Source organism: Blautia wexlerae (genome assembly GCF_013300825.1).
Classification (GTDB): domain Bacteria; phylum Bacillota; class Clostridia; order Lachnospirales; family Lachnospiraceae; genus Blautia_A; species Blautia_A wexlerae_B.
Genome location: NZ_JAAIMY010000013.1, coordinates 1 through 17,437 on the forward strand (window position 1 = coordinate 1; position 17,437 = coordinate 17,437).

Genomic DNA, 17,437 nt, shown 5'->3' on the forward strand with positions numbered 1-17,437 from the left:
TGGCTATACTTGTTTGGCATCATGTCACAAGTTTCCGCCTTCGTGGCGCACAATCATCTGCATATACAATTAGAAAGTTATCTCCCTTGCATTCTTTGGTAATAATAAACTTATACCATAGTGTCAATACATTGTGCATATATATGTTTGCTAGGATTGGACTTATGATATTGCCTTGAGCTGAACCTTCTTCATTCGCCATAAGTTCACCATTATCCAGCACTCCCACTTTAAGATACTTCTTGACAAGACCAATTATGTTGGGGTCTTTAATATAAAGTTTGAGAAACTTGATAATCCATTCATGCTTCATATGGTCGAAGAATCCTTTGATGTCAGTATCCACAATATAGCAGATTTTCGTGTTGTTTAATCTCTTACACAGTTCTTTTATTGCGTTATGACATCCTCGATTTGGTCTGAATCCGTACATGCAGTTCAGAAATCTCGGTTCATAGATAGCTTCCAATATCTTCTTTAATGCTAATTGGACTATTTTGTCCTCATAGCATGCAATTCCTAATGGTCGAAGTTTTCCATTGCTTTTAGGGATATATACCCTAATTGATGGCTGTGGTTTGTATGATTTTCTTTTCAGTCTTTCTACCAAGTCATCTAAGTTTTGCTCCAGATTTCTCCCGTACTCTTTCTTAGTAATCTCATCAACACCGACTGCTTTGTTTCCGTCTGATTCTTTGTGACATTGCAAAAGCATTTCTTTATTGATTAGATGATACAACGATGTGAACTCTGGTCCCGGCGAATTTGCCGATATTTCTGCTATTCTTTCTAATTTCGTCTCCATCAATACCTCCGTCCCTGAGTACGGTTGATGTGTCCTCAGAAAGACCATTATTATGTAGCTCCCTTTCCTCCGTTGGCATTACCCAACTTCTTCAGTACTATGAAGCTATCCGACTGCCTACTGTTCTTTTGACATTCTCCTGTTTTGCAGTTGTTTGCCATACTTGCAATGGCAAGAAACAATAGGCTCTCCCCAGTTGACTGAATAATCACAATGTAAAACATAAAGTGCTCTTTGACCCCGCAGAAGCAAACCATTTCTCACCAATGCGAATTGATTTGTATTGCTTTCCGTCGAAATTAGAACGTCAGCCTTCTAAATGTCAAAATTTCGAGGCTCAATCACACTCTCTATTTTCTCGCTGTCTACGCTTAGCAACTACCATTACTGACAGTCACCCAAGACTCGCTACTGGCGGTTGGTTAGACCTTACCAGACAGGCATTCCACCTGCTAGACTACTCGCCCTTATCTGGGCGCACAACTCCGATTTATCATAATCATTCTACCATACCGTTATGAATAAATCATCTCATGCAAAACAATTTCTTCTGCCCGATTGTGAATGTTATTGCAACGCTGCACCCATTCCATCTGACAGATACTCTTTAATTCTTCTGTGACCCCCTCAGCAGCTTTCATCTGCTCTATGATTGTATCTAATCGCTTCTGTGCCTGTTCGTTCAGATCTGCAAGATATGTCCATAATTCCCCTGTCATGGTCAATGTATTCAATCTGGCTGGGTGGACTTCTCTTAAATATTCCCGGTGCATCCGTCCGTACTTTCCGATAGGGCGGTGTTCCTCCGGCAATTTCAAATCTGGTAAATAATAATCTCCATTCAGAGTGTAATGCAGTCCGTTTTTCTCTTCATAAATGTGTTTCTTTAATCCGCTCATATTTTTAATCTCCTCATTCTGGTTTGTTGTTTCTGCAAGTCTGACTCTCCAGAAATATTGGTAAATCATTGGTAAAATCGAGAATTGAACACAAGAAATGCTATTTATAGAAGTATTTAAGACGATTTAAGACTTTTTCTCACGAACAGTAAATCCTGCCGTGGCAGACAAATAACACTCTTATCATTGCTTAAAACTCCTTGAAATGCTGTATTTACGCTGTTTACAGGCATTTTCCGATAATCTTCAATCCTGTCATTTTCCTGTATATCACAGCATAAATTCGTATATTTTCTTATCCAAATTTAGTAACTTCTTAGTAATAACCAGCCTGGAAAACAGGCTTTCTAAGAACCTTATAATCAGATTATTTTTAATTCTTTTTTCTATTATTTTATCATACTATGCCAGTTTTGCAATCCTATTCATCTCTTCTTTTGCATCAATTAATCCCAGATGCGTATATACGTTTAACGTAACCCCTATATCAGAATGTCCCATTAAATATTGGAGTGCCTTCGGATTCATTCCAGCTTTCGCCATATTGGAACAATATGTATGCCTACATACATGTGGATGTGTCAAGTATAGGACAAAAAAAATTTTATTTTTTTCTGCCGAAGACTATCTGACGCTTCCATCAGGTAGTCCCAGCACCTTTATTATCTTCTGATAAGTCCTTCTTGTCCTGCTCAAGTTACCTCTGTTCCGAAAAAATATCGTCAAAATTCCATTCGATTTCAATTTCATCCTGACTATGAACACGGATCACCTTGATAATCTCACGCAACTTCTCTGTATCGAACTTCTGAATTCCCAAGAAATCTTTTAGTTTTATTTTATCAGAAAGTTCATTTTGTTCAAGAAGCTTTTTACTATTCTCCGCATCTTCTATCTTTCGTTTTATTTCCTCCAGCTGTACACTTATCTTTCCAGCTCTCTGCTTATACGAATCACGATCTATACGACCATCTTTGTAAGCATCATAGAGTTTCATCTTTTCCGAGGTCAACTGTCGGCTTTGTTTTTGCAATTCTGCGGTATTGATCTCTTTGTCGTCGCATTGCCTGTTGGAAGATACTTTCTTTTCTTTTTCCAACATTGACGCTGCATACTGATGGACAAGCCCAAGGATATTCTCCTCCAGCGGTTCCCGTCGGATCACCAGACTTCGACACACAGGATCTCCATTGGTTCGAGCATCTGAGCATTTTAGCAGATGCTCCGTTTCTTTTAGTAAAGAATGCCCACAGTTGGCACATATCAGTAATGCCGGCTGTTTTTTACGCCTTTCCAGAGTAAAATTGGTGCGTGATTCCGCAACACTTCTCTTCTTTTTCGGATGCATTTCATTTGCTTTTTCAAACAATGCCCTGTCTATAATTGCCGTATGATGATTTTCCAGGCGAATCCATTCTGTTTCATCATTCAGAACTGCTTTATGACCGGTATGCATACTGCAACGTGTTTTTCCCCAGATTCTGGTTCCAATATAAATCTCATCCCGGACAATTGCCGCTACTGTCGTAGGGCTCCAATGTTTCTTTTTGATCGTGTCAAACCTCTGGAACTGCACCTGATCCCCTCTTGATAATTTCTGCTCATCACAAGTGGCAATCGCCTGTCTGTTCAATTCCCTTGTAATATCTGCAAAACTTGTTCCTTCCGCTGCCATCCGAAAAATCATTTTCACGACTTTTGCAGCCTCCGGATCAACTTCCAGTCTTCCGTCTTTTCCTTTTTTATAGCCATATCTGGCATTTACTGGAAGGCGTGTACCATTTCTCGTTCTTGTCTGTAATGCTGATGAAATTTTCTTGGACAAATCCAGGCTATACATATTGTATACCAGATTCTGCAATGCTACATTCATTCCACCAGTCATTCCGCTGCTTGCTGCACTGTCATAGCTGTCATTAATCGAAATAAATCGAATCTGTAGAAGTGGGAAAATATATTCAATATAAAATCCAACTTCCAGATAGTCTCTTCCGAATCTGGAAAAATCTTTTACAACTACACAGCCGATTTCTCCACTTTTCATGTCATCCTGCAGCTGTTGAAATCCCTGCCTTTTAAAATGAGTACCGCTGACACCGTCATCCACATATTCCAGGATATCTGCCTCAGCAACACCCAACTGATCAATCACAAATGATTTTAACAGAATTCTCTGAGAAGTTACACTGTCGCTCTCTTTTTTGGCTCTGCCATCTACATTGTCATCTTCTGCGGATAAACGGATGTAAACAGCTGTTTTTCTATGATCTGTCATCTTGACTGCGCCTCCTTCTCTTTCTTTAATTTCTGTAAATCTGCAAACTGATCGTCATATACCAGCTTGATCTCATAATCATACTTACCATGGATAATAATTGAATCCACAAAGGCATCTGCCATTTCTTTTGTCAGCTTACGCTTTGACATATAAGTATGTATCACATTTCCCCAGCCTTCTTCAATGTGGTAATCCTGGGAATACCGAACCTTTGCCGCCAATACTGTGTCCAGACGGCTCTTGATATTCTCAATTTCATTGGAATAGATCCGAGAAAACTGTATGTACTCTTCTTCTGTAATCAAACGTTCCGAGTAATCTTCATATAAATCCGACTTACGCTTACTGATTCGGCTTAGTTCCCGTCGGAGTTTCCCCACCTCTTTATCCAAAAGCAGGTACTGTGTCTGATTTTTGGAAGCTGCATTCATTTCCTGAATCATTTTTTCTGTATCCAATACGGTTTTCATATGCGTTTGGATCAGGCGAAGAACATCGTCATCCACATATTCTTTTCTGACTCTGTGCCCTTTGCATTGCTTTCCTCCGGATTTATGGTTAGTATTGGCTCCGCAGATATAAAAGAATGTGCCATTTCTTTCTCTGGACAACGTCATGCGGTTGCCACAGCCTCCGCACCATATTTTTCCTGTATAGAAATTATGATTTCGAATAGCCCCATTGTTCTGCTGATGTTTCTTCTTATAAGCTTCCGTATATTCCTGAATTTTAGATTGTACCTGTTGAAACAACTCTCTATCTATAATCCCTTCATGCGTGTTCTCCACATGCACCCATTCACTCTCTGGTCGATTTCTCTGTTTATTTTCCTGGAAAACACTTTGCTGATATTTTCCAAATACAGAATCACCTGTGCAATGAACATCCTGAAGTACTCGCTTCACTTCATAATTATTCCAGGGTTTAGACTCCGGAAGCGGCTTTTCACCGGTTTTATAGAATTTTCTCTGTAAAGTCGGCGATAAAACTCCATCTTTATTGAGCTGTCTTGCAATATCACTATAATTCCTGCCATCCATATACATAGAAAATATACTTTTCAGATGTTCTGCAGCTTCATCATCAACAATCAGCTGATGATGGTCTTCTTCTGACTTTCTGTAACCATACGGTTCCCAGGCACTTGTAAATTTTCCCTCTTTCCAAAGTGCTTTTTTTGCGCTGCTACTCTTCTTGGCAAGGTCTTTCGAATAGAATTCATTGATGATATTCTTCAGTGGAACTGTAAGATCCACACCTTCTCTGAAAGAATCGAAATCATCTGTCACAGCCAGGAATCTTACATGGAAAAACGGGAATACTCGTTCAATATAATTGCTGGTTTCGACATAATTTCTGCCAAGTCTGGACAAATCTTTTACAATAACACAATTGATTTTTCCATGCTTGATATCTTCCATCATCTGTACGAATCCAGGACGGTCAAAATTTGTACCTGAATAGTCTGAGTCCTTATAAACTTTCGCAACCGAAATATCTTCCGTATCTGCTACAAAGTTTTTCATCAATTCCACCTGGGTTTCTATCGTTCCTCTTTCTAGTGTTTCTTCTGTTTCCATTGAAATTCTGGCATACAATCCTGCCCGGAATGGTCTGCTCATCTCTGTCTGGACGGTTGCACTGCTGACTACTTCCGGAATGTTTTTCCTGCTCTTTCGTGCCATTTTATACAACCTCCTTTACCTTGACCTGCAGATTATTATCATCATCTATTACCGTATCAACTCCCATAGCCGGTAATTGACTCAGCAATGTCTGATAACAATCATCAAAATCAAAAGTGATCTCTATATTCTTTTTATCATATACTCGGATTTGCCTGATCAGTTCTACCACCACAGTGCGGGACAGTTCTTCAATATCTTGATATTTCACAAAATAATCCAGCCAGGTATTGGCATTGTCTGCTTTTTCCAGCTCACTATCCATTTCTTTCTGGATCGCACGGATACTCTCTTCCGCATTTTTAAGCCTCTTTCCATAGGCTGCATGAAGCTCTACATAGTCTTCTTTTGATACAATGCCCTCTTTCATATCCGAATAGAGCATCATCCGTAACTCCTTACAGCGTTCTGTCTCCTGTTTTTTCTTCTCCAGCCTGTCCTGCAGCTTCTTCATATTGATCTCCTGAAATGGCACAGTACCAACAAATTCCAGGACTCTTTTCAGGTGCAGGATATTCTGGATATGCTGTTTCAGCATCACCAGTACGGCATCTTCCAGATCCTTTTCCGGTATTCTATGACTGGAACAGCGTTTTGTTTCTTTATTTGTGGAACATAGATAATAAGCATATTTTTTCCCTGCCACAGTGGAAACCTTTCTTGTCATAGGTGCACCACAATCCGCACATACAGCAATTCCGGATAACAGATATACCTGCTTTTGGTCAGGTGAAGTACGTGTATCCATGCCCAGAAGTCTCTGAACAATTTCAAAATCACGGTCACTCACCAGTGGCTCATGATTTTTCTCAATCCGGATCCAGTCATCTTCCGGTTTCACATAAGTCTGCTTCACTTTATGGTTCGGTGTTGTCCTTTTTCCCTGCACAAGGTTTCCGATATAAACCTCGTTTTCCAGTATTCTGCGGACTGTAACAGAACTCCAAAGTGCCTGTTCTTTCTGTCGGAAGCCAGTTTCATAATGACTGCCACTGCTGATTTTATACTCAAATGGGGAAAGAATACCCAGTTCATTTAAACGATTAGCGATCGCATCCTGACTCATTCCCTGCAGCTTCATCTTAAAAATATCCTGTACTACACTGCCTGCAGATGGATCAATCTCTAATTTATGCTTATCTGTCTTTGTCTTCCTGTATCCAAAAGCTACAAACGGAGTCACGCATTCGCCTTTTTTCCTCTTAATCTCAAGATTACTCCTGATCTTAATAGAAATGTCACGGCAATAAGCATCATTGATTAAATTCTTAAATGGGATAATGATTTCGTCTGCCTGATTCTTTCCCTTGAGACTGTCATAATTGTCATTGATGGCAATGAAGCGCACACCAAGAGCCGGGAATAATCTCTCGATATACTTCCCGGAATCAATATATTCCCTTCCAAATCGTGATAAGTCTTTTACCACTATGCAGTCTACAATCCCACGCCGGATATCTTCCAGCATTGCCTGGAATGCTGGGCGCTCAAAATTAGAGCCTGAGTATCCATCATCAACTCGGACTGAAACAACTTCAATATCTTTTTTGTCTTTCAGGAAATCCAGAATCAAAGCTTTCTGGTTAGAAATGCTATTACTTTCCAGTTTTGCTGAACTGGAAATATCGCCATCTTCTTTAGATAATCTGACATAGATGGCGGCATGATAGATTTTATTGATATTCTGATACATATCTTACCTCCTTTTATTACGTCAGAAAATCCATGTAATAAAAGGGGGCTGCATAATTTGTCCTTACCGACATTCTAACACAGTCCCCTCAATCTTGCCAGTACTTTTTCAGACACTCAGAAGCATATTCTCAAATGCCTGCTCCATAGATATACCGTTATTAGCAAATCTGACTTTTACTTTCATATTACCGATCCGGACCAAATATGGATTTCCTACTTTATTCAGAAAAATATCTCTCCGTTCCTGAAGCGATTTATTTCTGTCTGCTTTTATCATCCGTAGGTCAGTCATTTCATTGATATCTACATCACTGAAATCCTGCTCCAGATAGTTTCTATATTCCTCTGCCGTCATGCCCTTCTCCTTCCATTCCCATCTGAATCCGTACTGCTTTCAGTACCCGATCCAGGCTCCACTTATTTACTCTTCCGCATTTCTCAATAATACATTTTGTAGAAATGCTCATAACCTGTTCGGCCAAGGCTAGGCTTCCTTTTCGGATCCCTGTCATGTCATATTTACTGATAAATACATGTGTTGGCAAATACCGCTTCTTATATATTCTTGACGTCAGCGGAACTACTGTAATGACTGAACTGTATGTATTAGCTTTGTTGTTACTTACTACGATCACCGGTCTTACTCCACCCTGAACCGAAGTTGTCGGGAACATACCGAGATCCGCCCATAAGATATCTCCTCTTCGAATCGTCACTTGTCATCTCTCCAATCCTTTTTTATTTGTAAAGCATTCATAGCGCTATATTAGCTCCACAGGAATACGGCAGAGTTCCTTTCCAAGACGGAAAGCTCTGCCGCATAACCTCTATAGCCAATTTGATTATTAAACAGTGCTCGCTCGATTCTATTTATCCTCGATACCCCGAATCGTTACTCCCGCATATGCAGGAAGGGAATAATAACCTGCCCGGATGCATACTCCGGACCACAACCCGGAAACTCTCGTTTCCAGGCTCCAGCAGTTCATAGGTTTACCAGTTACAGACTTCTCAGGATCTGCAAGTGTATCGCATCTCATACATATCATCGCATCACCAGCCTGCCAGCTGGCTTCGGTCAGTGCTTTTTCGCAGCATTACGGACTGAACTAAAAATCTTTGTTTTGTCTTATAATCCTATAGCGGCATCTTCCTCGTGCTCTTTGCATGAAATGTCACGTCAGTTATTATTGGATATTCAGTTATCATGGTTCATTTTAGGAAGTCCTTTAACTTCCTCTAATTACTAAAGTCAAATGACTTTGGCAGATGCAAAAGATTTTGAAAAATTTTTTAAAAAAATTTATTCATATACATTTCACGCATCTTATTAAGAGTGGATTTTAACTTGTATGACAGCATCTGTCTGGAAATCCCCATAATCTCCGCCATCTGTGTCTGTGTCTTGTTTTCAAAGAAAATACCATAAATAATCATGCGTTCCTCTAAGTTCAGTTGATTGATCACTGTGTGAATATCCTGCTGTTCCATTTTTGTCAGTACACAGTGCTCCACATCACAGTTCAGATCTGGAAAATCCTCAATCATGAAGCCTTCTCCATCAATGGACTGACCGCTGTAAGGTACTTCTCTCAGCATCTTATCCACAACCTCACCCAGTTCATTCTTAATCTCAACTTTTTTTGCCTTGCTGCTTCTGTAAAAATTATTCATCGCATACGCAACTTCTTTTGTAATCTCGATCATTTCTCCATCAATATTTGCGTAATACTTTCCTTCGTAAAAATATGGGTGTTCAATATACATATCCGTTCCTCCTGAATTTGAAATCTTGTTGCTCGTTTCAAATTCGGAAGGAGGACCTTTGTTTAGGATCATGCCTGCTCCGCCTTCATCCTGCCGGGACACATCCGCAGTTATTGGCTGATAAATTCAGGCACGAAAAAAAGCCCCAGTAGTTTTTCTTAACTACTGAGGCTTCTGTCTCTTTCTTGTATTCAGTTATCTATGCCCTCTTTCATCAGCATAATCATTGTATCAGGATAAAGTTCACAAAGTATCCGCAATACGTTCCCATAAGTTCATGTCATAACAGAAATCGTACATATTTCGGTGTTAAAAGTTCACCCTGCTATTCTTTTACTTCTTTTCCATCTATATAGAGTTCAAATATATCAGGATTATTGACAACATCATAATCCTTTCCATATTCTACAGGTCTGTATTCGACTGTCATCACCGACGCTCCGTCTTCAATATCCTCTTTCCATAGATATATATTCATACCAAGGCTCGTCGCATATCCTCTGTCCGTAGAAAACTTTATCGAATAAAAGAACTTTTCTTTAATACTAATCCTATCCGATACCAGTCTTTTCCCTTTCTTGCAAGCAGTAATCCCAGCCCAAACTTCTGGTACATAATCTGCACAATCAGAGATACTTCATAAATTCGTTACTATTTTTCAATTATAATACTCTGATAAAAATATCGAGGACCTCATTTTCAGAGGCCCTCTTAATACAAACTTTCCATGAACATCTCGAGCTTAAATCCAGAAGCAGTTATCCTGATATGTACATTAACAGATCCTGTGTATAATATTGTTAACTTCCTGATGAATTAACTCTCGACTGTACGAGAACCTTATAATAATGGATTTGTGACTGTTTTATAAGTTAACTCTCGAGAGTTAATTAATTCTCGTGTCGTTAACGATATAACACGCACAAACCGCATAAATAAGCCATTTATTTGGAACGAGAGTTAATTTTACAGGAAGTTAAGAAATATACTATAAATGAGCAAATTTGAAAAATTGCACAAAATTATCCTGCTAACTTCATAAATGCCTTAAAATCATTACTTCCTTTTGCAAGTTGGAAGAGATACTGATACTTTTCTGTCTGAATAATGCTTCCAATCCGGTGGTAGCCTTTTTCAAAAGAACAGAATTCACCAGTCCCTGTCACACACATAAAATGTGCCATTGACATAAGAAGCCAGTATCTTCGGACTCCCTGTGCAGAACGTATCTGATAGCTGTCCAGTGCCAGTTTATTCTTACACTGGCGAAAAAATACCTCTATCGGTCACCGGCAGACATAATAAGACAGTGTTTCGTCCAATGATAATGAAACGTCTGTACTGAGAAAAGCACGCAGTGCTTTTGGATTTCCAAATGCTTTTTCCGGATAACTTAAAAGAACTACGGCATTTTCAATACCGTTGAGTTTTCCCTCATAACGATACACGTAATATTTTTGTTTTTTCACTGTCACAAGGCGAAAATTGGAACGTGTGGACGTTAAAAAAGCAGCAAACTCATTAAGTTTCTTTTTGAATCCAAATGGATAAAGCATCCGGTTTGTTTTCAGTGCACCTATGGTATGAAATCCTCCGGCTGCGAAAGTGTTGATTATTTTTTCAGAAGTATACCAGCAGGAAAGCATAACAGCAACTGCCTGGTGTCCGTAATCCTGTTTCCCCTTTAAATGGGATTGGTGAAAGTACGCGTCTTCAATTGGATGCAGAGCCTGTGACGAAGGCTTTGTTTTTGAAGCTGTCGTATCATCTACAATACAGAAAAAAGGCTTTCCGGTGCGAGCTGCTTCTGAATAAATAATCTCTATAACAGAACGTTTTAACGTATCTGAAAGTGAGGAATCATCCCATTTTCCTGAATTAAGGAAATGTGCGATCGTAGTCCTGTGACAGGAACTGTTTTTAGCAAAGTCCGTGGTTTTCCCATGGTATCCTAAAAGAAATATGCTGATCAGAATGCTCATAAGATGATTTATCACTCGATTGGAATAAAATTTGTATAAGTTTAATTTCTTAAGCTGGTTGTATATGAATGTAGAATGATGTATAGTATTTGCGAGAGACACCTTCTTTCGTAAATGTTGCAAATGTTTGTTTAGGTACTTTCATTATACAACACACGGAATCAAGGTGTCTCTCTTTTATGCAAAATCACGAACTTGCTCATTTATAGTTAATTATCTGCCTACAATTCTATCAAAAAAAGTAAAAAATACTTAAATTCGGAACAGATTACATTAATGGCTCAATATATCCTAGCTTTATTGCTTTGTTATAAGCTTCAACTGTATTAGATACTTCAAGTTTATCATAAATATTTTGAATATGGTTATATAATGTACGTTCACTTATAAAAAGATTCTTTGCTATTTTCTTCTTTATATCCCCCTTACAAATTGCTCGTAATATTTCAATTTCCCTCTCTGTTAATACCTCAATATCTGGAATTTTATTATAATATGTTTTATTACAAAGAACTCTCTTTAATCTTTCTACTAATTCCTCCATAGAAACAGACTTATTTATAAAATCCGCAGCTCCTTTGTCAAATGCCATCTTTTTGTATATAGGCATATCATACGAAGAAAGTATAACTACTTTTGAATCTGGATTAATTGATAATATATCTGCCAATATTTCAAATCCATTCTTTTCAGAACTATTCTTTAAATTTATGTCCAATAGAATAATATCAAATTCTTTTTCTCGAAACGTACGGAAAAAATCATTCTCCCTTTCAACATAGTAGCAAAGTGATACAAATTGACTCTCTATCAGTAATTTCTTTAAACTCTCTCCAAATAATCTATGATCATCAAATAGTAAAATTTTCACTAATCTACCTCCAGCTCGACACTAGACCATAAAATGCCATTTGAATAATTATATGTCAATTTCCCATTGTTTGCCTCTACAAGCACCCTCAAAAGTAGCACACCACCTTTAGACTTGAAAATATTTTCATAATCTATTGCACTCGCCCCATCACTCTTGCAGTTAATTATTAACACCATATTTTCGTCCAATTTTATTTCGTATTTGATATAAGTCGCATTGGAATGCTTAAAAATATTGTTAATCAATTCCTTACTAATCTGTAACAGCATTTCTAAATGCACTTTATTTTTTAGATATTTTTCTGCTTTTTCATTTATATCAATTTTTAATTGAACTTTCTTATTTGGATATATGGCTTGTATAGAATTTAACATATTTTCTAAATTAATATAGGCACCATATTCCAGAAAAATATTTGCCGAATAAAAATTCATCATTTTCCTTGCACGATCTTCCAGATTTAATAAAACCTTTTTCGATAGCACAATATCCGGTTGTTCTAATGCTAATAAATTGTAAGATGCTCTGATATCCTGGACAATATCATCGTGAAGTATTCTTGAAAAATTCTCTCTTTCAGTATTTATATACTTTGTTAAGAAAAAAAAGGAACTTATTTCTCTATAAAATTCTTGCCTATCCTCTATATGTATCATAGTTAATATTTCAAACAATAGCATAAAAACCTGGAAAATCATATTAAGGCAAAATGAATCCCAATCAAAAATATAAGATATATATACTACTAGTGGTATCCATAAGGTTAAAATATATTTTGACTTCTTTGCAGAAGTCGGAAGTATATGTACATATTTGAAATTTATCCATTTATACTTAACAAAAATATCTACCGCCATGCCCAATACTATCATAAACGAAGAAAAAAGGACAAACCGATTAATGTAAAAAAGCAATCCCAAAAAATAAGAAATAAGAACAGTTATTTCTTCCTTATATCTTTTCCTGGCTAATAAATTCCTTGCCTTATACAATAAAAATAATACAAATGCGATTTCAAAAATTATAATACCTGTTCTATGTATCATGGAACTACAGAATAATATAGGAACTGTATAATCAATACTATCCACTATATCTGTTTTTTTTTGTGATGTCATAATATATACATATAATGCACTAATAAAACAAACTAACAATATCATAGATAATGCATTTATCTCTACAGCATCATTTGTAATCAAATTAAATTTATAAAAAAAACTCCACATAACAATTATAGCTATATGGAGCAGAATATATATGCTGTACTTACTCTTCATACTCTTTTTCACCCACATCACTGAAACATCATTTACCGTATCTAGTAGTATGCCATTACAATTCTCTCTTTAGTGGCCATTCGCAGAACAAATACACTAACACACAAACTTATTACATACTTTATTATAACAGTTAAAATAAAATTATTGCTCCAGGAATAAAACATACTCTCAATAATTAAAATAAAAAAATAAAATACTGATATACGCAAAGAAATTCCCTTATATTTATTCATATCTCTTATAACCAAAATAACTGCATTAATAATTATACTGCTTAATAAGGTAAATGTAAAGAAATCAAGTATTTGGGCAACATCAGGTGATCCTATTTTGTATATAGTAATACCTAACAGTGGCATAAGAAGTAAGAGAGTTGATATCCACAAAGAAACTGTATGATTAATAAGGATAGATTGAAGCCTAGTCCCATTTGCAATCAACCACTCTATTCTTCTTGTGATTTTTTCCATTTGTAGTAAATCTTTACTTAATTCACAGGCAAATATAATATATAAAAAAATATACCCCTTCCAAAGCATATCAATATAAGTATATGAGCCAATTATTTTTTCCTGCCCTTTACTAAATAAGGTTAATATACCAAAAATAATTGCTACTAGACTCATAAAAACAAAATTACCTGTTAAAATTTTTTTCACATGAATCCTAATAATAGTCAAATCCATTGTCCAACACTCCTTACAACACTTTCATTGTCTAATTTAGAAATCTTTCTGAAAGAAATAACAGCTAAAATTGTCGCACCAATTATATTCAGAATAATAATAAAAATATACATACTAATATTTAAACCTGATACAAATTCAACAATTTCATTCGCACACATAGCACTAATATAAATCAGAAAAAAATTTCCAAAAAAGACCATATTTTTAAATAACTTATATTTTTCTACAGAAAATGTAATTGTATTGAAAAATAGAACTTCAGTGTAACTCATTATTACTGTCGATATAAAAAAGGCTATAATACCAAAAAATGAAATTTTAAAATCTATGAGATAATAACCTAATACAAATATAATAAAAGGAATTATAATTGATGCTTTTAAAATTTGTATTGTGTAGGCCTTAATAATAAACTTTAAATCAATCCCTGATGCTAAAAAAAACTCCATCCGTTTACTCATTTTATCTTTCACTGTCAAATCTATTATTATAGAATTTGCCTGAAGAAGAGTACATCCTAAAAGAACTACAAAAAAAACTAAAATAAGATAATCTGTTCCTTTTGAATAAAATTGATCCTGTTGAAATACAACCAACATCAGTGTCCCAAGCACTCCTACTCCTAACATATTAAAAATTGTAGATTTACTCTTAAATATAATATAAAAAACAGCTTTTTTAATATTATTCATAATCTCCACCTTCTTTTATAAATAACTCTTCCAGTGTTGTCCCTTTTATGTTATCTATATCCTCATTGAAAACAACCTTACCATTTTCAATCATAGTGACATAATCTGCACTTTTCTCAATTTCACTTAAATCATGAGATGTAATCAATATTGTTTTTCCTTCTTCCTTTAGTTTCTGGATAATCTTTCTTATTTCAACACGAGACAACGGATCTACCCCTGATGTTGGCTCATCAAGGTAAATAATCTCACTGTTGATTAGTATAACGATTAGAATTGACAATTTTCTTTTCATTCCTTTTGAATACGTACTAACACGTTTCAATAAATGTTCTGTAATATTTAATGAATCACTATATTTCTTATAGTCCTTTACGTAGTATCCAAAATACAACCCAAAGATTTTCAAGTTCTCCAAACCTGTTTTATCCTCATATAAATAATCATTCTCAAGCAACATTGCATGTTTACCCGATACAGATATTTTTCCTTCATCTGGTTCGTATAATCCGGTGAGTAAACGCAATAGTGTAGTTTTTCCTGCTCCATTTGCTCCTATCAAGGCATGGACAGAATTTTTCTTGACAGTAAAATTAAAATTTTGAAATAATTTCTTACCATCAAACGCTTTTGAAAGATTGTAAATAGAAATAATATTTGTCATTATATTAACAGCCTCCTAAACTCATTTGGTATATATTGGGAATACCATGCACAATTTTCAAAGCCTTTTTCTTTAGCAGCTACTAACCCACGTATTATGCAATAACTACAAAAGTACTTTTTTTCACACCCTGAGCATTCTTTACTTGTATAATCTGGAGCTTGTATACCACGAATCATATTCATTAATTGATAATTATTTGAAAACAACTGTCCGATATCCTCTTTAAATACATTTCCCAAAGATTTAATCACTGTCTGGTTATCCATTGCACAAAATTTGATTTCTCCCTCTGGCGTTATTGAAGGATTCGATGTAAATGCTCCACAATTCTTTGCGTTGCTATTTCCGTCTTTAATTTTATATAAAAACCCTTTTCCATATCGGGTATTAATGTTTTCTATTACTTTACCAACCCTTTCATGTTGTTCTAATGTCTTTAAAAGCAAATTATTTTTATCCTCTAAATCAGCTCTTCCCATAGGAGTAATTGCTGATATACCATAAGTTTCGATACCTGCTTCTTTTACCCATCCTGCAATATTTTCAATTTGGTCAATGTTTTGCGGTGTTACCATTGTAACAACTCTCATCAGTATTCCTGAATTATTAATTCTCATAATTGTGTCTTTAACACGGTGAGTAATATTGGGTATTTGTGTTCCCATAAACCAATTTATATAATCATCATTATCTCCGTGTAAATCGATTTGTACAACTGTCTGCTCCTTATGTTCTGCAATCAGTGCGAACAATTCTTTATTCCAAAATAAACCATTCGATAGTATACTTACTAATGAATAGTCAAGATTATACGCTTCATTCAGGATTTCTAAAAACCTCGGATGACACGTGACTTCTCCACCTGTAAATTCTACTACTCTTGTCCCTGCTTTACGTGCATCCTTAAGTAACTTCTTTATTTCCTCTGTATTATCTTTAAATGCATTCGTTGCACAATATTCTCCATAACAGTGCAAACACTTTGCATTACACCTATGTGTAATTTCTACAGAAATAGCTGATGGATACTGTGTTTTTCCATTTCCAAGTATTGGTATTTCTATTGGATTTGTTTTTTTTAAATACTCCACAGAAATTCCTGGATTTTTCTCCAATTCATTCAAAAAATTATTTAATTTATACTTAGCCTGTTCTTTCTTCTCTAAATGACAACTGATCATCATGTCAACTAGATCATCAAATGTTTTTGTCCCATTTAGGTTACGTATAATTTCTAAAGCATCTTTGTTAATGCGATACAATGATTCACCCATCTTTTCATAACGGTTATTTATTACAAGAATATAAGAATCTCTTTGTCTTTCTATTGCTTTTACGTTAATTAATCTCAGATACATACCTTCTCCTTATTGTTGTTTAACCTACAATATAATCAATCTTATTTCTATTATCATCTGTAATTATTTTATAGAAAGAACAGGAAGTGAGAATTATTACTATCTAGCGGTAAAATCTCACTTCCAGTCTTCTGCTTGTTATGATTTATTACTCAGAAAAATCCAACAAAGCCTGCTGCACCCGCTGCAGCAATTGCGGATGGTCCACAGAACATACACCCTGTACATCCTGCACATAATTTACATCCGTTTCCCATTGGTGAAATACTAGGATTCATGGCATTTCCTCCTTATGTATATTCTCGACTTTGTTATCGAGTGACTAAATTATATATTAGCTTTACGACATTTACATGAGTAATTACTGCAATGTTCTTAGATTATGTCGATTATGCCATTAAGCTTAATCATTAAAAGCTTTATTTACTACTATAAATATAATATTCCTATTTCCATTTATTCCCCTCTAAATTCAAGATCATATCTTTGGAATGCGATTTCGAAATCTTTACGTCTTCTTCTTGCAACATTTATTTCTTATCCATTTATATTTATTGTTCCTTTTTTATAAGAATCAACATTCATTAAATTTACAATGCCGCTCTTACTAATTCTTATAAATAAATTTCTATCCAACATGTCTTCCAGTTGCACGAGTGAACAATCTCTTCGCATTGTTTTGCTTCCTAATTTCTATTCACATCAATTCTGAGAAAGCACTTTTTCTTTGTGTTCCAATTTCTTAAAAAGAAGCTGCCAGAAA

Annotated in this window: 21 protein-coding genes; all 21 read right to left on the reverse strand. The window is 35.7% G+C overall.

Annotated features, from left to right (window positions below):
• Positions 1-19: 19 nt before the first annotated feature.
• The gene (locus tag G4417_RS08260) at positions 20-805 is read right to left on the reverse strand and encodes a reverse transcriptase domain-containing protein (RefSeq protein ID WP_173683081.1); all 786 of its coding nucleotides are present in this window, start codon (positions 803-805) and stop codon (positions 20-22) included.
• A gap of 515 nt (positions 806-1,320) precedes the next feature.
• The gene (locus tag G4417_RS08265; protein WP_173683080.1) at positions 1,321-1,704 is read right to left on the reverse strand and encodes a TnpV protein; all 384 of its coding nucleotides are present in this window, start codon (positions 1,702-1,704) and stop codon (positions 1,321-1,323) included.
• A gap of 402 nt (positions 1,705-2,106) precedes the next feature.
• The gene (locus tag G4417_RS08270; RefSeq protein ID WP_226845253.1) at positions 2,107-2,289 is read right to left on the reverse strand and encodes a tyrosine-type recombinase/integrase; all 183 of its coding nucleotides are present in this window, start codon (positions 2,287-2,289) and stop codon (positions 2,107-2,109) included.
• A gap of 112 nt (positions 2,290-2,401) precedes the next feature.
• Positions 2,402-3,979, reverse strand: coding sequence for a recombinase family protein (locus G4417_RS08275; RefSeq protein WP_138344195.1), 1,578 nt, complete (start codon positions 3,977-3,979; stop codon positions 2,402-2,404).
• On the reverse strand, positions 3,976-5,667 hold the full coding sequence (locus G4417_RS08280) for a recombinase family protein (protein ID WP_118758656.1): 1,692 nt from the start codon (positions 5,665-5,667) through the stop codon (positions 3,976-3,978). The genes G4417_RS08275 and G4417_RS08280 overlap by 4 nt, the downstream gene beginning before the upstream one ends.
• 1 nt (position 5,668) lies before the next feature.
• Positions 5,669-7,360 carry a recombinase family protein gene (locus tag G4417_RS08285; RefSeq protein WP_139009371.1) on the reverse strand — a complete coding sequence of 564 codons (1,692 nt, stop codon included), beginning with the start codon at positions 7,358-7,360 and terminating at the stop codon, positions 5,669-5,671.
• 108 nt (positions 7,361-7,468) lie between these two features.
• Entirely contained in the window at positions 7,469-7,717 is a 249-nt protein-coding gene (locus tag G4417_RS08290; RefSeq protein ID WP_015568866.1) for a DUF6870 family protein, read from the reverse strand.
• Entirely contained in the window at positions 7,698-8,078 is a 381-nt protein-coding gene (locus G4417_RS08295) for a type II toxin-antitoxin system PemK/MazF family toxin (RefSeq protein ID WP_005344285.1), read from the reverse strand. The genes G4417_RS08290 and G4417_RS08295 overlap by 20 nt, the downstream gene beginning before the upstream one ends.
• 150 nt (positions 8,079-8,228) lie before the next feature.
• Positions 8,229-8,402 (reverse strand): hypothetical protein, encoded by a 174-nt coding sequence (locus G4417_RS08300; RefSeq protein ID WP_226840949.1) that lies wholly within the window; start codon positions 8,400-8,402, stop codon positions 8,229-8,231.
• A gap of 253 nt (positions 8,403-8,655) precedes the next feature.
• On the reverse strand, positions 8,656-9,129 hold the full coding sequence (locus tag G4417_RS08305) for a sigma factor-like helix-turn-helix DNA-binding protein (RefSeq protein WP_171030278.1): 474 nt from the start codon (positions 9,127-9,129) through the stop codon (positions 8,656-8,658).
• Positions 9,130-9,454: 325 nt separating this feature from the next.
• Positions 9,455-9,607, reverse strand: a complete 153-nt coding sequence (locus G4417_RS08310; protein ID WP_015529888.1) for a hypothetical protein — start codon at positions 9,605-9,607, stop codon at positions 9,455-9,457.
• 544 nt (positions 9,608-10,151) lie between these two features.
• Positions 10,152-10,319 (reverse strand): hypothetical protein, encoded by a 168-nt coding sequence (locus G4417_RS16940; RefSeq protein WP_015529887.1) that lies wholly within the window; start codon positions 10,317-10,319, stop codon positions 10,152-10,154.
• 96 nt (positions 10,320-10,415) lie between these two features.
• On the reverse strand, positions 10,416-11,126 hold the full coding sequence (locus G4417_RS08315) for a hypothetical protein (protein ID WP_243121225.1): 711 nt from the start codon (positions 11,124-11,126) through the stop codon (positions 10,416-10,418).
• A gap of 253 nt (positions 11,127-11,379) precedes the next feature.
• Positions 11,380-11,982 (reverse strand): response regulator, encoded by a 603-nt coding sequence (locus tag G4417_RS17325; protein ID WP_055039879.1) that lies wholly within the window; start codon positions 11,980-11,982, stop codon positions 11,380-11,382.
• Positions 11,982-13,265, reverse strand: a complete 1,284-nt coding sequence (locus G4417_RS08325) for a hypothetical protein (RefSeq protein ID WP_055039880.1) — start codon at positions 13,263-13,265, stop codon at positions 11,982-11,984. Before G4417_RS08325 ends, G4417_RS17325 begins: the two co-directional genes overlap by 1 nt.
• Before the next feature lie 41 nt (positions 13,266-13,306).
• Positions 13,307-13,954, reverse strand: a complete 648-nt coding sequence (locus G4417_RS08330) for a hypothetical protein (RefSeq protein ID WP_015529882.1) — start codon at positions 13,952-13,954, stop codon at positions 13,307-13,309.
• Positions 13,945-14,649: a hypothetical protein gene (locus tag G4417_RS08335; RefSeq protein WP_015529881.1), complete on the reverse strand. Its 705-nt coding sequence runs from the start codon at positions 14,647-14,649 to the stop codon at positions 13,945-13,947. The genes G4417_RS08330 and G4417_RS08335 overlap by 10 nt, the downstream gene beginning before the upstream one ends.
• Positions 14,642-15,313 carry an ABC transporter ATP-binding protein gene (locus tag G4417_RS08340; RefSeq protein WP_015529880.1) on the reverse strand — a complete coding sequence of 224 codons (672 nt, stop codon included), beginning with the start codon at positions 15,311-15,313 and terminating at the stop codon, positions 14,642-14,644. The genes G4417_RS08335 and G4417_RS08340 overlap by 8 nt, the downstream gene beginning before the upstream one ends.
• Complete coding sequence (locus G4417_RS08345) at positions 15,313-16,674, reverse strand: radical SAM protein (protein ID WP_055039881.1); 1,362 nt, start codon at positions 16,672-16,674, stop codon at positions 15,313-15,315. Before G4417_RS08345 ends, G4417_RS08340 begins: the two co-directional genes overlap by 1 nt.
• Before the next feature lie 152 nt (positions 16,675-16,826).
• Complete coding sequence (locus G4417_RS17160; protein ID WP_015529879.1) at positions 16,827-16,952, reverse strand: hypothetical protein; 126 nt, start codon at positions 16,950-16,952, stop codon at positions 16,827-16,829.
• Between the two features lie 259 nt (positions 16,953-17,211).
• Positions 17,212-17,349, reverse strand: coding sequence for a LytTR family transcriptional regulator DNA-binding domain-containing protein (locus G4417_RS17730; protein ID WP_015529878.1), 138 nt, complete (start codon positions 17,347-17,349; stop codon positions 17,212-17,214).
• Between the last annotated feature and the right edge of the window lie 88 nt (positions 17,350-17,437).